At 58.8% G+C, this 18,798-nt stretch carries 13 protein-coding genes, 1 tRNA gene, 2 rRNA genes and 1 riboswitch (1 of these 17 running past the window's edge); of the genes, 14 read left to right on the top strand and 2 right to left on the bottom strand.

All coding sequences use genetic code 11. The annotated features are described in order from the left end of the window. The 14 genes from ACTG2W_RS12955 to hemB all read left to right on the top strand — a co-directional run. Positions 1-2,363, top strand: a 23S ribosomal RNA gene (locus tag ACTG2W_RS12955) (it extends 527 nt beyond the left edge of the window). 78 nt (positions 2,364-2,441) lie between these two features. Further along, positions 2,442-2,556 (top strand): 5S ribosomal RNA (gene rrf / locus ACTG2W_RS12950). A 46-nt stretch (positions 2,557-2,602) separates the two neighbouring features. Continuing rightward, positions 2,603-2,678: transfer RNA gene (locus ACTG2W_RS12945), tRNA-Thr, on the top strand. 253 nt (positions 2,679-2,931) lie between these two features. Further along, positions 2,932-4,176: a cytosine permease gene (gene codB, locus ACTG2W_RS12940; RefSeq protein ID WP_106844568.1), complete on the top strand. Its 1,245-nt coding sequence runs from the start codon at positions 2,932-2,934 to the stop codon at positions 4,174-4,176. Next, on the top strand, positions 4,170-5,435 hold the full coding sequence (locus tag ACTG2W_RS12935) for a cytosine deaminase (protein WP_106844567.1): 1,266 nt from the start codon (positions 4,170-4,172) through the stop codon (positions 5,433-5,435). Before codB ends, ACTG2W_RS12935 begins: the two co-directional genes overlap by 7 nt. A 95-nt stretch (positions 5,436-5,530) precedes the next feature. Next, a complete protein-coding gene (gene crcB, locus ACTG2W_RS12930; protein ID WP_005339378.1) occupies positions 5,531-5,908 on the top strand; it encodes a fluoride efflux transporter CrcB in 378 nt (125 codons plus the stop codon). A gap of 65 nt (positions 5,909-5,973) precedes the next feature. Continuing rightward, positions 5,974-6,726 carry a bifunctional demethylmenaquinone methyltransferase/2-methoxy-6-polyprenyl-1,4-benzoquinol methylase UbiE gene (gene ubiE, locus ACTG2W_RS12925; protein WP_005342396.1) on the top strand — a complete coding sequence of 251 codons (753 nt, stop codon included), beginning with the start codon at positions 5,974-5,976 and terminating at the stop codon, positions 6,724-6,726. 8 nt (positions 6,727-6,734) lie between these two features. Beyond that, positions 6,735-7,343: a ubiquinone biosynthesis accessory factor UbiJ gene (locus ACTG2W_RS12920; protein ID WP_106844566.1), complete on the top strand. Its 609-nt coding sequence runs from the start codon at positions 6,735-6,737 to the stop codon at positions 7,341-7,343. Beyond that, positions 7,343-8,983, top strand: a complete 1,641-nt coding sequence (gene ubiB / locus ACTG2W_RS12915) for a ubiquinone biosynthesis regulatory protein kinase UbiB (protein ID WP_106844565.1) — start codon at positions 7,343-7,345, stop codon at positions 8,981-8,983. The genes ACTG2W_RS12920 and ubiB overlap by 1 nt, the downstream gene beginning before the upstream one ends. 42 nt (positions 8,984-9,025) lie before the next feature. Beyond that, a complete protein-coding gene (gene tatA / locus ACTG2W_RS12910) occupies positions 9,026-9,277 on the top strand; it encodes a Sec-independent protein translocase subunit TatA (protein WP_005339385.1) in 252 nt (83 codons plus the stop codon). Between the two features lie 3 nt (positions 9,278-9,280). After that, positions 9,281-9,745: a Sec-independent protein translocase protein TatB gene (tatB, locus tag ACTG2W_RS12905; protein ID WP_106844564.1), complete on the top strand. Its 465-nt coding sequence runs from the start codon at positions 9,281-9,283 to the stop codon at positions 9,743-9,745. After that, the gene (gene tatC / locus ACTG2W_RS12900) at positions 9,742-10,497 is read left to right on the top strand and encodes a twin-arginine translocase subunit TatC (protein WP_106844563.1); all 756 of its coding nucleotides are present in this window, start codon (positions 9,742-9,744) and stop codon (positions 10,495-10,497) included. Before tatB ends, tatC begins: the two co-directional genes overlap by 4 nt. Positions 10,498-10,685: 188 nt before the next feature. Further along, positions 10,686-11,471, top strand: a complete 786-nt coding sequence (locus tag ACTG2W_RS12895; RefSeq protein ID WP_071914751.1) for a TatD family hydrolase — start codon at positions 10,686-10,688, stop codon at positions 11,469-11,471. A 3-nt stretch (positions 11,472-11,474) separates the two neighbouring features. Then, on the top strand, positions 11,475-12,491 hold the full coding sequence (gene hemB / locus ACTG2W_RS12890) for a porphobilinogen synthase (RefSeq protein WP_106844562.1): 1,017 nt from the start codon (positions 11,475-11,477) through the stop codon (positions 12,489-12,491). Between the two features lie 73 nt (positions 12,492-12,564). Here the strand turns inward: hemB and ACTG2W_RS12885 are convergent, their stop codons facing one another. After that, complete coding sequence (locus tag ACTG2W_RS12885) at positions 12,565-16,071, bottom strand: hypothetical protein (protein ID WP_106844561.1); 3,507 nt, start codon at positions 16,069-16,071, stop codon at positions 12,565-12,567. A 168-nt stretch (positions 16,072-16,239) separates the two neighbouring features. Then, complete coding sequence (locus ACTG2W_RS12880; protein WP_106844560.1) at positions 16,240-18,432, bottom strand: immunoglobulin-like domain-containing protein; 2,193 nt, start codon at positions 18,430-18,432, stop codon at positions 16,240-16,242. A 50-nt stretch (positions 18,433-18,482) separates the two neighbouring features. Then, positions 18,483-18,568: riboswitch (cyclic di-GMP riboswitch) on the bottom strand. Between the last annotated feature and the right edge of the window lie 230 nt (positions 18,569-18,798).

The following is an 18,798-nucleotide window of genomic DNA, read 5'->3' as shown; positions in this document are numbered from 1 at the left end:
GGGAGCCCTTCGGGGTGACTGCGTACCTTTTGTATAATGGGTCAGCGACTTACATTTTGTAGCGAGGTTAACCGTATAGGGGAGCCGTAGGGAAACCGAGTCTTAACTGGGCGTCTAGTTGCAAGGTGTAGACCCGAAACCGGGTGATCTAGCCATGGGCAGGTTGAAGGTTGAGTAACATCAACTGGAGGACCGAACCCACTAACGTTGCAAAGTTAGGGGATGACCTGTGGCTGGGGGTGAAAGGCCAATCAAACTCGGAGATAGCTGGTTCTCCCCGAAAGCTATTTAGGTAGCGCCTCGGACGAATACTACTGGGGGTAGAGCACTGTTTGGGCTAGGGGGTCATCCCGACTTACCAACCCCATGCAAACTCCGAATACCAGTAAGTAATATCCGGGAGACACACGGCGGGTGCTAACGTCCGTCGTGAAGAGGGAAACAACCCAGACCGCCGGCTAAGGTCCCAAAGTTCTGGTTAAGTGGGAAACGATGTGGGAAGGCTCAGACAGCTAGGATGTTGGCTTAGAAGCAGCCATCATTTAAAGAAAGCGTAATAGCTCACTAGTCGAGTCGGCCTGCGCGGAAGATGTAACGGGGCTCAAACCAGGCACCGAAGCCGCGGATTCACACTTATGTGTGAGTGGTAGGGGAGCGTTCTGTAAGTCTGCGAAGGTGTGTCGAGAGGCATGCTGGAGATATCAGAAGTGCGAATGCTGACGTAAGTAACGATAAAGGGGGTGAAAAGCCTCCTCGCCGGAAGACCAAGGGTTCCTGTCCAACGTTAATCGGGGCAGGGTGAGTCGACCCCTAAGGCGAGGCCGAAAGGCGTAGTCGATGGGAAGCAGGTTAATATTCCTGCACGACTTGTAATTGCGATGGGGGGACGGAGAAGGCTAGGTGGGCCAGGCGACGGTTGTCCTGGTGAAAGTGCGTAGGTGGTGTTTCTAGGCAAATCCGGAGACACAACACTGAGACACGAGACGAACACACTACGGTGTGGAAGCCATTGATGCCCTGCTTCCAGGAAAAGCCTCTAAGCTTCAGATTACAAGTCATCGTACCCCAAACCGACACAGGTGGTCGGGTAGAGAATACCAAGGCGCTTGAGAGAACTCGGGTGAAGGAACTAGGCAAAATAGAACCGTAACTTCGGGAGAAGGTTCGCTCCTGACAGTGAAGTCCCTTGCGGATGGAGCAGTTGGGAGTCGCAGTGACCAGATGGCTGGGACTGTTTATCAAAAACACAGCACTCTGCAAACACGAAAGTGGACGTATAGGGTGTGACACCTGCCCGGTGCCGGAAGGTTAATTGATGGGGTTAGCGCAAGCGAAGCTCTTGATCGAAGCCCCGGTAAACGGCGGCCGTAACTATAACGGTCCTAAGGTAGCGAAATTCCTTGTCGGGTAAGTTCCGACCTGCACGAATGGTGTAACCATGGCCATGCTGTCTCCACCCGAGACTCAGTGAAATCGAATTCGCCGTGAAGATGCGGTGTACCCGCGGCTAGACGGAAAGACCCCGTGAACCTTTACTACAGCTTGGCACTGAACATTGAACCTACATGTGTAGGATAGGTGGGAGGCTTTGAAGGCGTGACGCCAGTTGCGCTGGAGCCGTCCTTGAAATACCACCCTTGTATGTTTGATGTTCTAACGCAGGGCCCTGAATCGGGCTCGCGGACAGTGCCTGGTGGGTAGTTTGACTGGGGCGGTCTCCTCCCAAAGAGTAACGGAGGAGCACGAAGGTTGGCTAATCCTGGTCGGACATCAGGAGGTTAGTGCAATGGCATAAGCCAGCTTAACTGCGAGACGGACAGGTCGAGCAGGTACGAAAGTAGGTCATAGTGATCCGGTGGTTCTGAATGGAAGGGCCATCGCTCAACGGATAAAAGGTACTCCGGGGATAACAGGCTGATACCGCCCAAGAGTTCATATCGACGGCGGTGTTTGGCACCTCGATGTCGGCTCATCACATCCTGGGGCTGAAGTCGGTCCCAAGGGTATGGCTGTTCGCCATTTAAAGTGGTACGCGAGCTGGGTTCAGAACGTCGTGAGACAGTTCGGTCCCTATCTGCCGTGGGCGTTGGATGATTGAAGGGAGTTGCTCCTAGTACGAGAGGACCGGAGTGAACGAACCTCTGGTGTTCGGGTTGTCACGCCAGTGGCACTGCCCGGTAGCTAAGTTCGGAATCGATAACCGCTGAAAGCATCTAAGCGGGAAGCGAGCCCTGAGATGAGTCATCCCTGACCCCTTGAGGGTCCTAAAGGGCCGTTGGAGACCACAACGTTGATAGGTGGGGTGTGTAAGCGCGGCGACGTGTTGAGCTAACCCATACTAATTACCCGTGAGGCTTAACCATACAACACCCAAGAAGTGTTCTGGGCCTTGTAACGAATACGAAACTACTTACATCAGCTTTCTCAGATTGAAGAATTTGCCTGGCGGCCATAGCGCCGTGGAACCACCTGATCCCATGCCGAACTCAGAAGTGAAACGCGGTAGCGCCGATGGTAGTGTGGCATTCGCCATGCGAGAGTAGGACACTGCCAGGCACCCAATTTCAAGATTACGCCCAGCGTGGTCTTTACCGGTTAGTGTGCTGATATGGCTCAGTCGGTAGAGCGCATCCTTGGTAAGGATGAGGTCCCCAGTTCGATTCTGGGTATCAGCACCATTAAATAGAAAGCCTCCCTGAAAAGGGAGGCTTTTTTGCATCTGTCAGTTTTCTTATATCCCCCTACATTCCCTATTCCCGCAATCCCCCTCTGCTTGCAGCCGACACTATTTATCTGCTGGTTTGAGTCCTAATGTGTTACTCATTTGACTGCTATTGATGGTTTTATCCAGAGATTTAACCATGATTGATTGACGTAAAACGTTTTACATGTAAAATCCGGCGCGTTTTGCCTATTACGTGGAGAGAGAGCATGGCGCAGGATAACGAATACTGTTTGGGGGCGGTACCCGCCAAAGGGCGTAAAGGTGTGCTGTCGCTGATGCTGGTGATGCTCGGCCTGACCTTCTTCTCTGCCAGCATGTGGACCGGTGGTGCGCTGGGTACCGGGCTGGTGTTCGATGACTTCATCAAGGCGGTACTTATCGGCAACTTGTTGCTGGGTATCTACACCGCTTGTCTCGGCTATATCGGTGCTTCAACCGGTCTCTCTACCCATCTGCTTGCTCGTTACTCCTTTGGGGTGAAAGGTTCCTGGTTGCCATCCTTGCTGCTGGGCGGTACTCAGGTCGGCTGGTTTGGCGTCGGTGTCGCCATGTTTGCGCTGCCGGTGCAGAAAGCGACCGGCATCGATGTGAACTGGCTCATCGCCATTTCGGGCATTCTGATGACGGTAACCGTCTACTTCGGAATCTCCGCCCTGATGGTGTTGAGCTTTGTGGCCGTACCGGCTATCGCCCTGCTGGGTGGCTACTCGGTCTGGTTGGCGGTGACCTCGACCGGTGGCATGGCTGCGTTGCAGCAGGTGCAACCAAGCAATCCTATCGAGTTCACCACGGCATTGACCATGGTGGTCGGTTCCTTTATCAGTGCAGGAACCCTGACCGCCGACTTTGTTCGATTTGGTCGCAAACCCTGGGGCGCCGTCATGATTACCATGGTGGCGTTTTTTTTGGGCAATACTCTGATGTTCGTCTTCGGCGCAGCCGGCGCGGCGGTAACCGGTCAGGCCGATATCTCGGAGGTGATGCTGATGCAGGGGCTGCTGATCCCCGCCATTCTGGTGCTGGGCCTCAACATCTGGACCACCAACGACAACGCCCTCTATGCCTCCGGCCTCGGTTTTGCCAACATTACCGGTCTCAAGAGCAAGCCGCTCAGCGTGATCAACGGTCTGATCGGTACCGCCTGTGCCCTCTGGCTCTACAACAACTTTGTCGGCTGGCTGGCCTTTTTGAGTACGGCAATTCCCCCGATTGGTGGCATTATCATCATAGATTTCCTGCTCAATCGTGAGCGTTACCGTCAGTTTGCCGATCAGCAGTTCGAGACGGTGCGCTGGCAGGCACTGGTAGCAACGGCAGTCGGGGTGGCTGTCGGCAAGTGGCTGCCGGGCATAGTGCCACTCAACGCGGTATTGGGCGCCGCCTTCACCTATTTCATTCTGGTTCGCCTCACCCAGCGGCCGGTTCTGGTACAGGAAGCTAGCAAATGCTGATTCAACATATTCGTTTGGCCGATCGGGAAGGGTTGTGGCAGATCCGCTGTCAGGATGGGGTCATCACCGCCATCGAACCCCATGACGAGCATGCCGTCGCCGGTCGGGTGCTGGACGGGGAGGGCGGTCTGGCGATCGCTCCCTTTATCGAACCCCATATTCACCTCGATACCACCCAGACGGCTGGGGAGCCGAGCTGGAATCTCTCCGGCACCCTGTTCGAGGGGATCGAGCGCTGGGCCGAACGCAAGGCACTGCTGACCCATGAGGATGTTAAACAGCGTGCCATCCAGACGCTGAAGTGGCAGATCGCCAACGGCATCCAGTTTGTGCGTACTCACGTCGATGTCTCCGATCCCAATCTGGTCGCGCTCAAGGCGATGCTGGAAGTGCGGGAAGAGATGAAGGAGTGGGTGGAACTGCAGATCGTCGCCTTCCCGCAGGAGGGGATCCTCTCCTACCCCAATGGCAAGGCATTGCTGGAGGAGGCGCTCAAGCTGGGGGCCGATGTGATCGGTGCTATTCCCCATTTCGAGTTCACCCGGGAATATGGGGTCGAAAGTCTGCACTACATCTTCGATCTTGCCGAGAAGTATCAGGTTCTAGTCGATGTGCACTGTGACGAAATCGATGACGAGCAGTCCCGTTTCATCGAGACGCTGGCAACTCTGGCCTACGAGCGCGGTATCGGGCATCGGGTCACCGCCAGTCACACCACCGCCATGCACTCCTACAACGGCGCTTATGCTTCCCGCCTGTTCCGTCTGCTCAAGATGGCGGATATCAACTTTGTGGCCAATCCGCTGGTGAACATTCACCTGCAGGGGCGGTTCGATACCTATCCCAAACGCCGCGGCATTACCCGGGTGAAGGAGATGCTGGAGGCGAACATCAACGTCTGCTTCGGTCACGATGACGTGTTCGATCCCTGGTATCCCATGGGCACTGCCAACATGTTGCAGGTGCTGCACATGGGGCTGCATGTCTGCCAGATCATGGGTTACGAGCAGATCAACGACGGTCTGAAGCTGATCAGCAGCCACAGCGCCCGCACCCTGAATGTGCAGGATCGCTATGGTATCGAGGTGGGCAAACCGGCCAACCTGTTGATCCTGCCTGCCGACAACGGCTTCGATGCGGTGCGCCGTCAAGTGCCGGTGCGTTACTCGATCCGCCACGGTAAGGTGATTGCCCAGACCCGCCCGGCCCAGACCGAGATCGTGCTGGGTGAGCCAGAGCCCATCGATTTTCGCCGCTGAGATTTCAATCAGGCTGGATGACGATTAGTTCCGCCTCTGGGCACAAGGGCCGCCATTGCGACATAATGGCGGTCTGACCCTGAGGGAGTGACACCATGCAAACCTGGTTCTATGTTGCTGCAGGGGGCGCCATCGGCGCCTGCCTTCGTTTTGGGATTGCCGAACTGATGGCCTTGCTGCTGGGGCGCCACTTTCCTTACGGGACTCTGGTGGTCAACGTGGTGGGCTCTTTCATCATGGGGGTGGCATTCGCCCTCATCAGTCATGGTCATGTGGTAGAACACCCGATGAAGCCGCTGCTGATGGTGGGGATCCTCGGTGCCCTGACCACGTTTTCTTCCTTTGCCCTCGATACGGTAGTGCTGGCTCAACATGGGGCCTATCTGAAAGCGCTGCTCAATATCGGTCTCAATCTCTTCCTCTGTCTGGCCATGGTGGTGCTGGGCATGCAGTTGGTTGCGAGCCGGGTTTAAGGTGTCCGGACGCCAGTGGCTCTGGTAAACTGGCGGCCATTCTTTGCTCTATGGGTGTTTAAGGGATGTCAGAACAAGCAACGACAACGCATTTTGGCTTTAAAACCGTGGCCGCGACCGAGAAGGAAACTCTGGTAGCAGGTGTCTTCCATTCGGTGGCAGCCAAGTATGATCTGATGAACGATCTGATGTCGTTCGGCATCCACCGCCTGTGGAAGCGCTTCACCATCGACTGTTCCGGTGTGCGCAAGGGCCAGAAGGTGCTGGATCTGGCCGGTGGTACCGGTGACTTGACCGCCAAGTTCTCCCGCATCGTCGGCGAGACCGGTCAGGTGGTGCTGGCGGATATCAACGACTCCATGCTGAAAGTGGGCCGCGACAAGCTGCGCAATCTGGGGGTCGCCAACAACGTCTCCTACGTGCAGGCCAATGCCGAGGCGCTCCCCTTCCCGGATAACCACTTCGACGTGATTACCATCGGCTTCGGTCTGCGCAACGTCACCGACAAGGACAAGGCGCTCGCCTCCATGTTCCGGGTGCTCAAGCCGGGTGGCCGTCTGCTGGTGCTGGAGTTCTCCAAGCCGGTCAGTGAAGTGATCGCCAAGCTCTATGATCTCTACTCCTTCAAACTGCTGCCGAAAATGGGCGAAATTGTCGCGAACGACAGTGAAAGCTACAAATATCTGGCAGAGTCCATCCGCATGCACCCGGATCAGCAGACCCTGGCTGGCATGATGGAAAATGTCGGTTTCGAGCAGGTGGAGTACTTCAATCTGACTCAGGGTGTGGTCGCCCTGCACCGCGGTTACAAGTTTTAAGGTTGCCTATGCCGATGGATGCCATGGTCACCGCGGTGATCGAAACCAGCCTCAACCAGTTGCTGGCGCTGGACAAACAGAGCCCGGAGCGGCTGCGCAAACTGATGGGCAAGGTGCTCAAGCTGGAGCTGCGTGAACTCAAGCCGCTCTGGTTCGTCTTCTCCGAGCGTCGGCTGGATGTGCTGGCCCAGCATGAAGGGGAGGCCGATGCGGTGCTCAGCCTGTCGCTGACCGCCCTTGGTCTGCTGAAAGACCCGTCCGCCCTGACCCGTTATATCCGCGAGGAGAAACTGGATCTGAGCGGTGATCCCCAGCTGGTACAGGCATTCAGCGTGCTGCTGGGTGAGCTGGATATCGACTGGGAAGAGGAGCTGTCGCGCTATACCGGCGACGTGCTGGCCCACACCCTGTTCAGCGGTGCCCGTCAGGCGCGCCGTTTGGTCGGCCGCGAACTGTGCCGCACCCGCAGCCAGCTGGCGGAATATCTGACCGAAGAGGCCCGCCTCGCCCCCGGCCCGCTGGAAGTGGCGAGTTTCAACGATGACGTCGAGGTGCTGGCCCTGCAGCTCAAGGCCGTCGAACTGCGGCTGGCCCGCTTCGAACAGCAGGTGACCTGATGACCCCGAAGGAGTTCAAACGCCTCTATCGCATCATCACCATCCTGCTGGAGCAGGGCATCGACGAACTGGTGCCCGCCCGCTATCAACCCTGGCCGGGTCGTCTGGCCCGTCGCTCCCTGTTCTGGCTCAAGAACACGCAACCGGATCTCAGCCGCGGTGCCCGCATTCGCCTCGCCTTCGAGGCCCTTGGCCCCATCTTCATCAAGTTTGGCCAGATGCTTTCGACCCGCCGCGACCTGCTGCCGCCGGATATCGCCGAAGAGCTGGCCCTGCTGCAGGACAGGGTGCCCCCCTTCTGTGGTCAGGCGGCGCGCCAGCAGATCGAGCTGAGCTTGGGTTGTCCCATCGAAACCCTGTTTGACGACTTCGACGAGACGCCGCTGGCGTCGGCCTCCATCGCGCAGGTGCATACCGCCCGCCTGAAGGAGAGTGGCCGCGAGATCGTCATCAAGGTGATCCGTCCCGACATCGAGCCGGTTATCGAGGCTGACCTGCGGTTGATGCAGGCGCTGGCCCGTCTGGTGGCCCGCTTCGTGCCCCAGAGTGCGCGACTGCGCCCCATCGAGGTGGTGGAGGAGTATCGCAAGACCATCCTCGACGAGCTGAATTTGATGCGCGAAGCGGCCAACGCCATCCAGCTACGCCGCAATTTCACCGGCTCCGAGGCGCTCTATGTGCCTGAAATCATCACCGACCTCTGCCGCGAGCAGGTGCTGGTGATGGAGCGCATCTACGGTATTCCGGTCTCCGATATCCCGGCGCTGGAAGCCAACGGCACCAACATGAAGCTGCTGGCCGAGCGCGGGGTAGAGGTCTTCTTCACCCAGGTGTTCCGCGACAGCTTCTTCCACGCCGATATGCACCCGGGCAACATCTTCGTCTCTTACGAACATCCGGAAAACCCGCTCTGGATCGGTATCGACTGCGGCATCGTCGGTACCCTCAATCGGGAAGACAAACGCTATCTGGCTGAGAACTTCCTCGCCTTCTTCAACCGCGACTATCGTCGGGTGGCGGAGCTGCACGTGGAGTCGGGCTGGGTGCCGGCAGACACCAAGGTGGACGAGTTCGAGTTCGCCATTCGCACCGTGCTGGAGCCTATCTTCGAGAAGCCGCTCTCTGAAATTTCGTTCGGTCACGTGCTGCTCAACCTGTTCAACACTGCGCGCCGCTTTCATATGACGGTGCAGCCGCAGCTGGTGCTGCTGCAAAAGACCCTGCTCTATGTGGAAGGGTTGGGGCGTCAGCTCTACCCGCAGCTCGATTTGTGGCAGACCGCCAAGCCGTTCCTCGAAAACTGGATGCACGAACAGGTCGGGCCCAAGTCGGTATTGAACGCCATCAAGGAGAAGGCGCCATTCTGGGCCGAGAAGCTGCCGGAGCTACCGGAGCTGGTCTATGAGACCCTGCGTCAGACCCGTCATCAGCAGCGTCATTTCGACCAGATGTTTGCCGAGTTCCGCCGTCACAGCCGTCGGCAGGGGCAGGCCCGCTACCTCTTAGGGGTTGGAGCCAGCCTGCTATTGGCGGGTGTATTCTTGCTGACCCAAAAACAACACATTGAGTGGGGACAAGCCAGTCTCGCCGGTGCAGCCCTCTGCTGGCTGGTCGGCTGGTTGCGAACCCGTTCCCATTAATTAACAACCGCGCCGTCAGGCGCCTGTTCTGGAGAGAAAATCATGGGTGGTATCAGTATTTGGCAATTGTTGATCATTGCAGTCATCGTCGTGCTGCTGTTCGGTACCAAGAAACTGCGCGGCATTGGCGGTGATCTTGGCGCGGCGGTCAAAGGGTTCAAGAAAGCCCTCTCCGACGAGCCGGCTGATGCCAAGGCCGAGCAGAAAGATGCCGAGTTTCCCCCGAAACAGCTGAACGAAGCGGCCACTCAGAGCAGTGAGACCGCCAAACAGAAAGACAAAGACCAGGCCTAAGCCATGTTCGATATCGGTTTTTGGGAGCTGGTCGTTATCGGTGTGGTAGCACTGGTGGTACTGGGGCCCGAGCGGCTGCCGGTTGCCATCCGCACGGCTACCCACTGGATCCGCCTCATTCGTTCGACCGCGAACTCGGTCAAGTCCGAGCTGGAGCAGGAGCTCAAGTTGCAAGAGCTGCATAACGACCTCAAGAAGGCCGAACAGTTGCAGATGAGCAACCTGAGCCCCGAGCTGCAGGAGTCCATCGAACAGCTCAAAGCGGCGGCCCAGTCGGTCAATCGCCCCTATCAGGTGGAGAACGAGATCCGTCCGCCGCGCCCCGAGCCAGTCGCCCAGGCTGAGCCTGCCACGCCGGTGGAGCCTGCGGTGCAACTGAGCCACGACGTGCCACCGGTCAATAGCCAGCGGGAGAGTGAGCCTGTGTCGGTCAGCGACTCCGCAGTAAAAGGGGAGGTGAAGCCATGAGTCAGGCCGAACAACCCCTGATCAGCCATCTGGTTGAGCTGAGAACCCGTTTGCTGCGCTCCATTACCGCCATCCTCGTGGTGTTTCTGGCGCTGATCTACTTCTCCAACAACATCTACGACTTCGTGGCCCAGCCGCTGCTCAGCCAGTTGCCGGAAGGGACCAGCATGATAGCGACGGATGTGGCGACCCCCTTCCTGACGCCGATCAAGCTGACCCTGGTGGTCTCCTTCTTCGTGGCGATCCCCTATCTGCTCTATCAGGCCTGGGCCTTTATCGCCCCCGGTCTGTACCAGCATGAGCGGCGCCTGATCATGCCGTTGGTGGTCTCCAGTGCCCTGCTGTTCTATGCGGGGATGGCGTTCGCCTACTACGTGGTGTTCCCTCTGGTGTTCGGTTTCTTCACCAGTACCGCACCCGCCGGGGTGACGGTGGCGACCGACATCGCCAGCTATCTGGACTTCGTACTGACCCTGTTCTTCGCATTCGGGGTGGCGTTCGAAATTCCGGTGGCCACCATACTGCTGTGCTGGACCGGTGTGACCACCCCCAAGAACCTGAAGGAGAAGCGTCCCTACGTCATCGTCGGGGTGTTTGTGGTCGGCATGCTGCTGACGCCTCCTGATGTATTCTCCCAGACCCTGCTCGCCATTCCGATGTGGGCGCTGTGGGAGATAGGTCTGTTCTTCGCCCGCTTCTACGTGAAGAAAGAGGATGAAGAGCAACAGGAACAACCGGATGTGGAGAGCTGAGGCTCTGTTCGTCACCTGTTTGCCGGACGGCGAGAGGATGACGAAGTCCGCAGGAATAGCAGAACGAGGGGAGCTTAGGCTCCCTTCCTCTTTTCATGCTCCCGTTCGAGGCGTATGGTAAGACCCCATTCGGTAGATGGTTTTCAAATACCTGATATGTATTCCTTTTGTTCGGAACGTCTCATTCCATGATCGATATCGGTTTAAACCTGACCAGCAGCCAGTTCGCCGGCGAGCAGGCTGAGCTGGTGGCCCGTGCCCGCGCCGCCGGAGTGGAAGCGCTGATCCTCACCGGTACCGATCTGGCTGGCAGCCGCGAGAGCGCCGGGTTGGCCGCCCGTTGGCCGGGCTACTGCTTCTCCACTGCCGGGGTACACCCTCACGATGCCAAGAGTGTCGATGAGGCGACCCTGCCCGCCTTGCGCGAGCTGGCAGCCTTGCCGCAGGTGGTGGCTATCGGCGAGTGCGGTCTCGACTACAACCGCGACTTCTCCCCCCGTCCGGTGCAGGATGCGGTATTCGACGCCCAGCTGGCACTGGCCGCCGAGCTTGGGATGCCGGTGTTCCTTCACTGTCGCGATGCCCACGCCCGTTTTATCGAGATCCTCCGTCCCTGGTTGCCGAAACTACCGGGAGCCGTGCTGCACTGCTTCACCGGCTCCGATGAGGAGCTGGACGAGTGTCTGGCGCTGGGGCTGCATATAGGGGTGACTGGCTGGCTCTGCGACGAACGCCGTGGTCAGCTGCTGCGCGAACAGGTAGCTCGCATTCCGGCCGGTCGGCTGATGATCGAGACCGATGCCCCCTATCTGGTGCCGCGAGATCTGAAACCGCGCCCGAAACGCAACGAACCCGCTTTTTTGCCGCACATCGCCCAAGTGGTGGCGGCCTGTCGTGGTGAAGCGCCCGAGGCCTTGCTGGCCCATACCCGGGCCACCTCCGCCGCGTTCTTCCAACTTCCTCTCCAGGAGTGATTCATGGCTACAACTCTTCCGGGCGCCTTTCCGGGTCGCCGCCTGCGCCGTCTGCGCAAACATGATTTCAGCCGTCGTCTGGTGCGCGAGAACGTACTGACCGTCAACGATCTCATCTATCCGGTGTTTGTGCTGGAGGGGGAGAATCGCCGTGAAGCCGTTCCCTCCATGCCGGGGGTGGAGCGTCTCTCCATCGATCTGTTGCTGGAGGAAGCAGCCGAGCTGGTGGAGCTGGGCGTACCAGCTATTGCCCTGTTCCCGGTGACTCCGCTGGAGAGTAAGAGCCTGATGGCGGAAGAGGCCTACAACCCGAACGGGCTGGCCCAGCGCACCGTGCGTGCCCTCAAGGCCCGCTTCCCGGAGCTCGGGGTCATCACCGACGTGGCGCTCGACCCGTTCACCACCCACGGGCAGGACGGCATCATCGATGACGAAGGCTATGTGCTGAACGACATCACCACCGAGATCCTGATCAAGCAGGCGCTCTCCCACGCCGAAGCCGGGGTCGATATAGTCGCGCCGTCCGACATGATGGATGGCCGCATCGGTGCCATCCGCGCCGCGCTGGAAGAGAACGGCTTCATCAACACCCACATCATGGCCTACTCCGCCAAGTACGCTTCCTGCTACTACGGCCCATTCCGTGATGCGGTTGGCTCTGCCGGCAACCTCGGCAAGAGCAACAAGGCCACCTATCAGATGGATCCGGCCAACAGTAACGAAGCCCTGCACGAAGTGGCGCTGGATATTCAGGAAGGGGCTGACAGCGTGATGGTCAAGCCGGGCATGCCCTATCTGGACGTGGTTCGTCAGGTGAAGGATCAGTTCGGCGTGCCGACTTTCGCCTATCAGGTCAGCGGCGAGTACGCCATGCACATGGCGGCGATCCAGAACGGCTGGCTGAAAGAGAAGGAGACCATCATGGAGTCTCTACTCTGCTTCAAGCGGGCCGGGGCTGATGGCATCCTCACCTACTTCGCCAAGCGCGTAGCGCAGTGGCTGAAGGAAGATGCCCGTTAAGCCGGGTTGAAAGAGGGGGAGCCGATGGCTCCCCCTCTGTTGTTATGGCTCTCTTTTGGTCACGAGCGGATGATTACAGCTTGGTCCAGGCATCGCTCCAGTGGCTGCCGGTACCCGGTTCATAGTGGCTTGTCGAGCCGCCACACCAGCCACTATAGGGCCAGGGTTTGCACTCGTAGTCGCCACCGGCATTGCTGACCCGTTCGCCACTCTGATAAGCGGTGCCCGCAACATAGGCCGGGTAGCTGCCGTTACCATCGTTACTGTCACCACCCGGAGCCTGTTCCACCAATGCCAGGGTGAAGCGGCGCTCGAAGCCCTGCTTGCTCCCCTCAGCCATGCCCGCCAGCAGCAGCTCGTAACTGCCGGCCGCTAGGCCCGACTGCGTCAGCTGCAGGGAACCCTGACCATCGATCAGAGCGCTGCCGGTGGCGACCGGATTGCCATCCTGCAACAGGGTCGCGGTGACGGTCACCGGGTTGGCGGTGGTCAGCGTCAGGCTGAAGTCGAGCGCGCCGTTAACGATGGAATATTCAGACGCCAGGTCGGTGACGGTGAAGTCACTGTTGCTACCGGTCGTGGGCAGGATGAAGTCCCCGCTCAGGTAGGTCAGACCGGTCCAGCCAGAGCTGGTCAGCCAGTGTTTGCCATTGGTCTGATAGACGTTGGGCAGCTGGGTGCACTGGTTGTTGTCATTGACGAAGCCGATACCGTAAAAGCCCGCCACATTCTTGTAGCAGAGCTGGCGACCATTCTGGTGCAGCACCGGCTGAGCCAGCTTGCCCTTGTGGTGGAGTGACAGCCAGTCAAACTGGTTGATGGCCGAGACCAGCGGCACAAACTGGCCATCAGGCTGACGATAACGGATCAGGGAGCCGGCATCACAGAGCAGACCCTCAGCCTGTTGTTCGACGTAGCCGTAGTACTGCTCGCCATCCTGGAAGGTGAACCGGCAGAGATTGCCTTTCTCCGACTCCTTGGGGATCCAGCCCATCAGCAGTCGCTCCTGATTGGTCAGGGCCGCCAGCTGCCCGGCACTGAAGTCGCTGCCGTTGGCTACCCAGCCTTGCGGCATGGTGGAGAATTGCATGAAGTAGTGGTCGGTATAGTACATGTGGCTGTCAGCGCGGTGCTTGCGAGCCCCCTGGCTGACCGAGTTGTAGCGATAGATGTCGTTTTCCGGCTTGTGGAAGCCGTTGAGATCATCGTCCAGATAGGGCAGGTCGCCCTTGCGGATATGGTAGTTGGCCATGCCCGTCATCAGGGGATGCCAGCCGTGGCTGCCACGGGCAAACGCGCTCTCATGGCTGTAGGACTTCCCATCGAAGCCGTGGCCAAATTCGTGGGCAATGATGCCCCAGCTGCCGTAGTAGTGACTGACAAAGTTAAAGGTATCGACCCCGGTGATGCCACCACTCCCGAGCCCGCCCCCCATGGCGGTGATCCCCAGGTTGAGGTAGGGGCGCTTCATCAGGCTGTGGTAGTAGTAGTCATAATCGGCGGCCGTAAAGATCCCGTTCGGCACATAGCTGTTGCCGCCATTGCCGAACATCTCGTAGCCGTTCACCGCCTTGAAGTTGTACCAGACGTGTTTGAACTCCTCGGTCGAGACCATGTAGGCCAGGTTGGTGGCGATGATCAGCCACTCGCGGGCGTAGAGGGCATTGATGGGGCGCCAGGAACCGCTGGTATTGGTGGCGAAACGCACGTTCCAGCTTGGCTTGAGGCGTGCCAGCTTCTGGGCAAACGGATCCGAGTTGGAGCTGAACCTGTGCTCGAACTGGGCGGGCAGATTGATGCTGTTGTCGAGCAGGTTGTTGAGATCAAACACTCCGTCGCGGCTGGCGCTGTTGAAGCGTCCCTGCTCGCCAAAGGCGCTCAATGGCAGGGTGATTTGGGCATAGGCGGGCAGGCGATCGAGCTGGCCCAGGATCAGCCACTTGTTGATACCGTTCAGGCGTGACTCGATATTGATGTCATGCAGCTCTCTGGCGGCATAGTTGGTGATGCGCACCGTGTCGTTATCAAGCAGCTCGGTCTTGACTAGCGAATTGATGTTGACCGAACGCTGGGCGCGATCGATCAGTACCTCGTAGGGTTCGTCATTGCGCAGTATGTAGCTGACTGCGGCCGGCATCAGCTGATCGAAGATCAGCGGGCGAGCCGGCAACTGCTCGTCGGCCGTGAAGCTGATCTCCTTGCTCAGCAGCTGGTTGAAACCCAGGCCGCGCTCGTTGGCGGTGACAAGCGCCGAGCCCGCCAGCTGAAGATCTTTCAGCGCCGCCACGGGCTGCTGGTTGATCTCCCGGACAGTAAAGGTCGGGTTCTTGAACTGAAAGTCGTTGGCGATCAGGGTATCGGCATCATGCCACTCGATGCGGTCCTTGAAGTTCACCACCAGCCGATCGCCATCCATGTCGATTTTTTGCAGATTGCTGTCGGCGATCACCTGCTCAGGCGCCAGCGGGATGTTGCTGGCGATGGCATCAGCCAGTTTGCGCAGGTCATAGATGTAGTAGTTTTTGCCGGCGGTGTGGGCCAGGAGATAGTCACCCACCTGATGGAGTTGCACCAGACGGTGGCTGTATTTTCCTTCAAAGGCGAGCCGACCGGCGATGGGGGTCTTGAGGCTGTTCTCCGGCGTCACATCCTGCTGGCGGTAGACCTTGATCTCGCTCAGCGCATCGGCCACCAGCACGTAATCCTGATTGGCAAAGACGGCCTGGGCGCGGTGCAGGCTGTTGCTGCCGGAATCCCGACCGGTTCCCAGGGTGGTGACATGGCGATGCTCGTCGGCCAGATCGAAGATATCGACCCGGTGCGAGTAGCGCGAGACCACGTAGAGCAGGTTGTTGCGGACAAACAGTTCGCTGACCTGATTGTAGGCCGTGGCACTGCCGGTTTCGGTGCCGCGGATCTCGCCAATCTGCTGGCGGCTCGGGATATCGATAATGGCCACATGGCCCGGATTGCCGTTCTGGCTGACATAGAGCCGATCCTGATAGCGCTCGACCGCCGTGATCAGGCTGGCGTCCAGCCCCAGCTGGTCGGCCGTCAGCTCCTCGCCTTTGTCCAGATATTGCAGCGAGGTGGCAAACGAGTTGACGCTGCAGGAGCTGGTCTCCATCACCACCCGGGTGCGTTCGCCATTCTGGATCTGGCCGTGGGGGAAGTACTCCAGCAGACAGCCGTTGCCGTAGTCATAGTTGCCAAAGCGTTTGTTGACCGCTACGACCCCACCGTCGTACCAGGTCAGCTCCCACTCCTCATCGAAGAAATCAAAGACGTTACGAATGGCTGTTTCGTCGAAAAAGTGGGGTTTGGGCAGATCGAACAGGATGTGGTTATCCGCTGTCAGCGGGTAGAGCAGGCCGTTGATGGCAAGGTGGCGCTTGCCATCCTTGATGGTCACGTTCTGCTCGTCAGCCGCACTCTGATGCAGCGCGGCGAGACGCGCCGTCATCTGCTCGTAGTGCTCCTGATAGGTTTGTTTGAAATAGGCTTGTTCGCGCTCATCGGCCACGACATGGGCCGACAGCAGCAGTCCGAGCAGGGTGGCAAGCTTGGTGGTTCTTGGCATGGTGATTTCCTTATCTTGGTTGTTGTTGGACGTTTTTGGGTGCTTGGCAAGCATGTAAAAGAGAGGGGCTAACCCGTCCGGGTCAGTGCATCCTGCCCATCGGCAGCGTGGCCGACGGGCAGGATATGGGCGGGGGCCTGTCGGCCTCCGTTAGTGGTTGGGGCAAGGTCAGAGTTTGATCCAGGCATCGCTCCAGGCGCTGCCGGTACCCGGCGCATAGTGGCTGGTCGCGCCGCCACACCAGCCACTGTAGGGCCAGGGTTTGCACTCGTAGTTACCACCGGCGTTGCTGACACGATCACCAGCCTGATAGCCGGTGTTGGGGGCATAGGCCGGGTAGTCGCCATCGCTGCCGCCGTTGTCGCTCTCTTCGGTCAGGGTGACCGGGAAGCGTTGCACCACCGGCTGCTGGCCGTCAGCCAGACCGGTGATGACCACGTCGTAGCTGCCATCGGTGACATTGCTGCCCTGCAAAACCAGCGAGCTGGTGCCGTTAACCAGACTGGTGGTGTTGCCATAGCTGCGGCCGTTCTGTTCCAGCGTGGCAGAGATCTGCACCGGGTTGGCGGTGGTCACGTTGAAACGGATGCTGACCTGACCGTTGACTATGGTGTACTCGCTCGCCATGGCGCTGACGGTGAAGTCGCTGCTGCCTTCGGCGGGTGGCGTTGTGCCGCCGCAGTCGCTGTCGCCCTGTACGCGCCAGACGCCCCAGTCACCCGTGGTGCCCGGCTCTTCGTTCTGGGTCCACCAGCCTGCCAGCCAGTTCTTGCCGTTGTGGCTGACGATGTCGCCGCCCACATAGACCTTCTTGGCATCCCAGCTGTTTTCACAGACGGCGCCCTGCTCCCTGACGGTCACGTTGCGCTGCTGGGTTACCTGCTGACCGGCGCTGTCGCTCACCTGATAGGTGAGGGTGTAGCGGCCGACCTTGCTGCTGTCGACGTTGCCGCTGACCTTGATTTGGGCGGTCAGGTCGCCATCTTCTTCATCATGGGCGCTGACGCCGGTCATCGGATCGAAAGCGGTACCCAGCTCCAGCGTGGTGTCGGTGACACCGCTGAACACCGGCTTCATGCTGTAGACCTCGATGGTACGTACCTGCTCGGTGACGTTGTTGTCGCGATCGCTCACCTTGTAGGTGAGGGGGTAGAGGCCGATGCGCTGGCTGTCTACCGAGCCTTCTACCTGGATCTGGCCAGTCAGGTCGCCATCTTCCTTGTCGTTGGCGCTGACACCGGCCAGCGGATCAAAGGCGGTACCCTGCTTGATGCGGGTATCGCTCAGGCCGCTGAACACCGGCTTGCCGTTGTCGACCGGCGGCGTGATCTCCTGATCGTGGATGAAGGGGCCGTAGCTCTTGATGAAGGATTCGTTGTAGGACTGACCGGCGGCGTTGCGGCCCATGTCCCAGTTGATGGACCAGGTCATCACGCCACGCAGCGGTTGCCCCTCGCTCTTCAGGCGGTTGAAGGCGTTGTAGAGCTTCTGCGGATCCTGCACATAGCCGGTGGCGGCGGCGTCGATGTTGGTCGGAATGCCGAACACCAGCTTGTCATGGGGGATCTTGTAGAAGCCGCGGGTTCCGTTGCTCAGCGAATCCGCCATGTAGTAGATGAACTCTTCTTTCAGGGCATCGTTGTTCTGGGCAATCCAGCCGATCCCATCGATGTAGATACCGTCACCACCCTGGTTGTAGAACTGGGGATTGATCCAGTCGTAGTAGCCTTCCAGATTGCGGATATAGGGGATGTAGGCGCCAGTCTGGGTCAGATAGGGGAACTCTGGCGCCATGGTGATGAGGAAGTTTTTCCCCTGGGCGCGGTAGTGATCCTTGACCAGACGCAGGGCCGCCGGGATCACGGTCTGGTTGTCGGCGGCGGTGATGGCGGCCTGTTCCAGATCGATATCCAGCCCGTCGAAGCCATAGGTCTCCACCAGACGGATGATCTCGTCGGCAAAGGCCTGCTCCTGACCTTTGCGCAGCTCGATGTGCGCATCGGCACCGCCCAGCGCCAGCAGCACGGCACGGCCCTGACGGTTCAGCTCGGCGATCTGCTCGATAAACTGGCTTTCGCTCATGCCGATGGCCGGGTCGAGTTTGAAGGTGGGGATGGGATCGCTGCCATACACCTTCATGAAGGAGACATCGACCACGTTGTATTGCGGGTTGACCTGATCGAGCTTGACGCAGGGGGCGATACCGCCCTTGTAGCCCGAGCCGTCACACCAGTTGTGCCAATAGCCGACCACTACGCCGGACTGGGGGTTAACCATCGCCTGACCGGCACTGGCGGCATATGCCATGGGGGCGCCCATGCCGAGCAGGCAGCCAAGCAGGGATAATTTGAGTTTGTTCATTGTCTCTCCGTACGGTGCAAATAGGGCGTCGGTTGTGACCGGACGTCCCCGGGGGCAGCCCCGCTGTCATAGGTGTTTTCCCTTAGACCGGTGGCTTTGCGTCGCGCCCTTTCGGGTCACTTTGCCTTTTTCACCCGATTTCTGTGCAGCACAGAGAATCAAGTGACCTGCATGGCAGGTTGCCTATGATAGATGCTTGAAAATAAATTAATCAATACTTGGTTTTGATTCTAATTGACTGAAAAATATTGATAATTTGTTACAGCTACCACATTTTGTCCGTTTCCATGATTGAGCATGATGGTACTTGGCTGGCAGCTGTGGCGCCGGTAAATGGCGGCTTTTTGCCCCTTGAAAGTAGCGGTA

The sequence above is a fragment of the Aeromonas sp. 96A genome (genome assembly GCF_051919165.1).
Taxonomy (GTDB): domain Bacteria; phylum Pseudomonadota; class Gammaproteobacteria; order Enterobacterales; family Aeromonadaceae; genus Aeromonas; species Aeromonas veronii.
The sequence above is the reverse complement of the archived record's forward strand: the minus strand, read 5'-3'. Positions and strand labels throughout refer to the sequence as shown.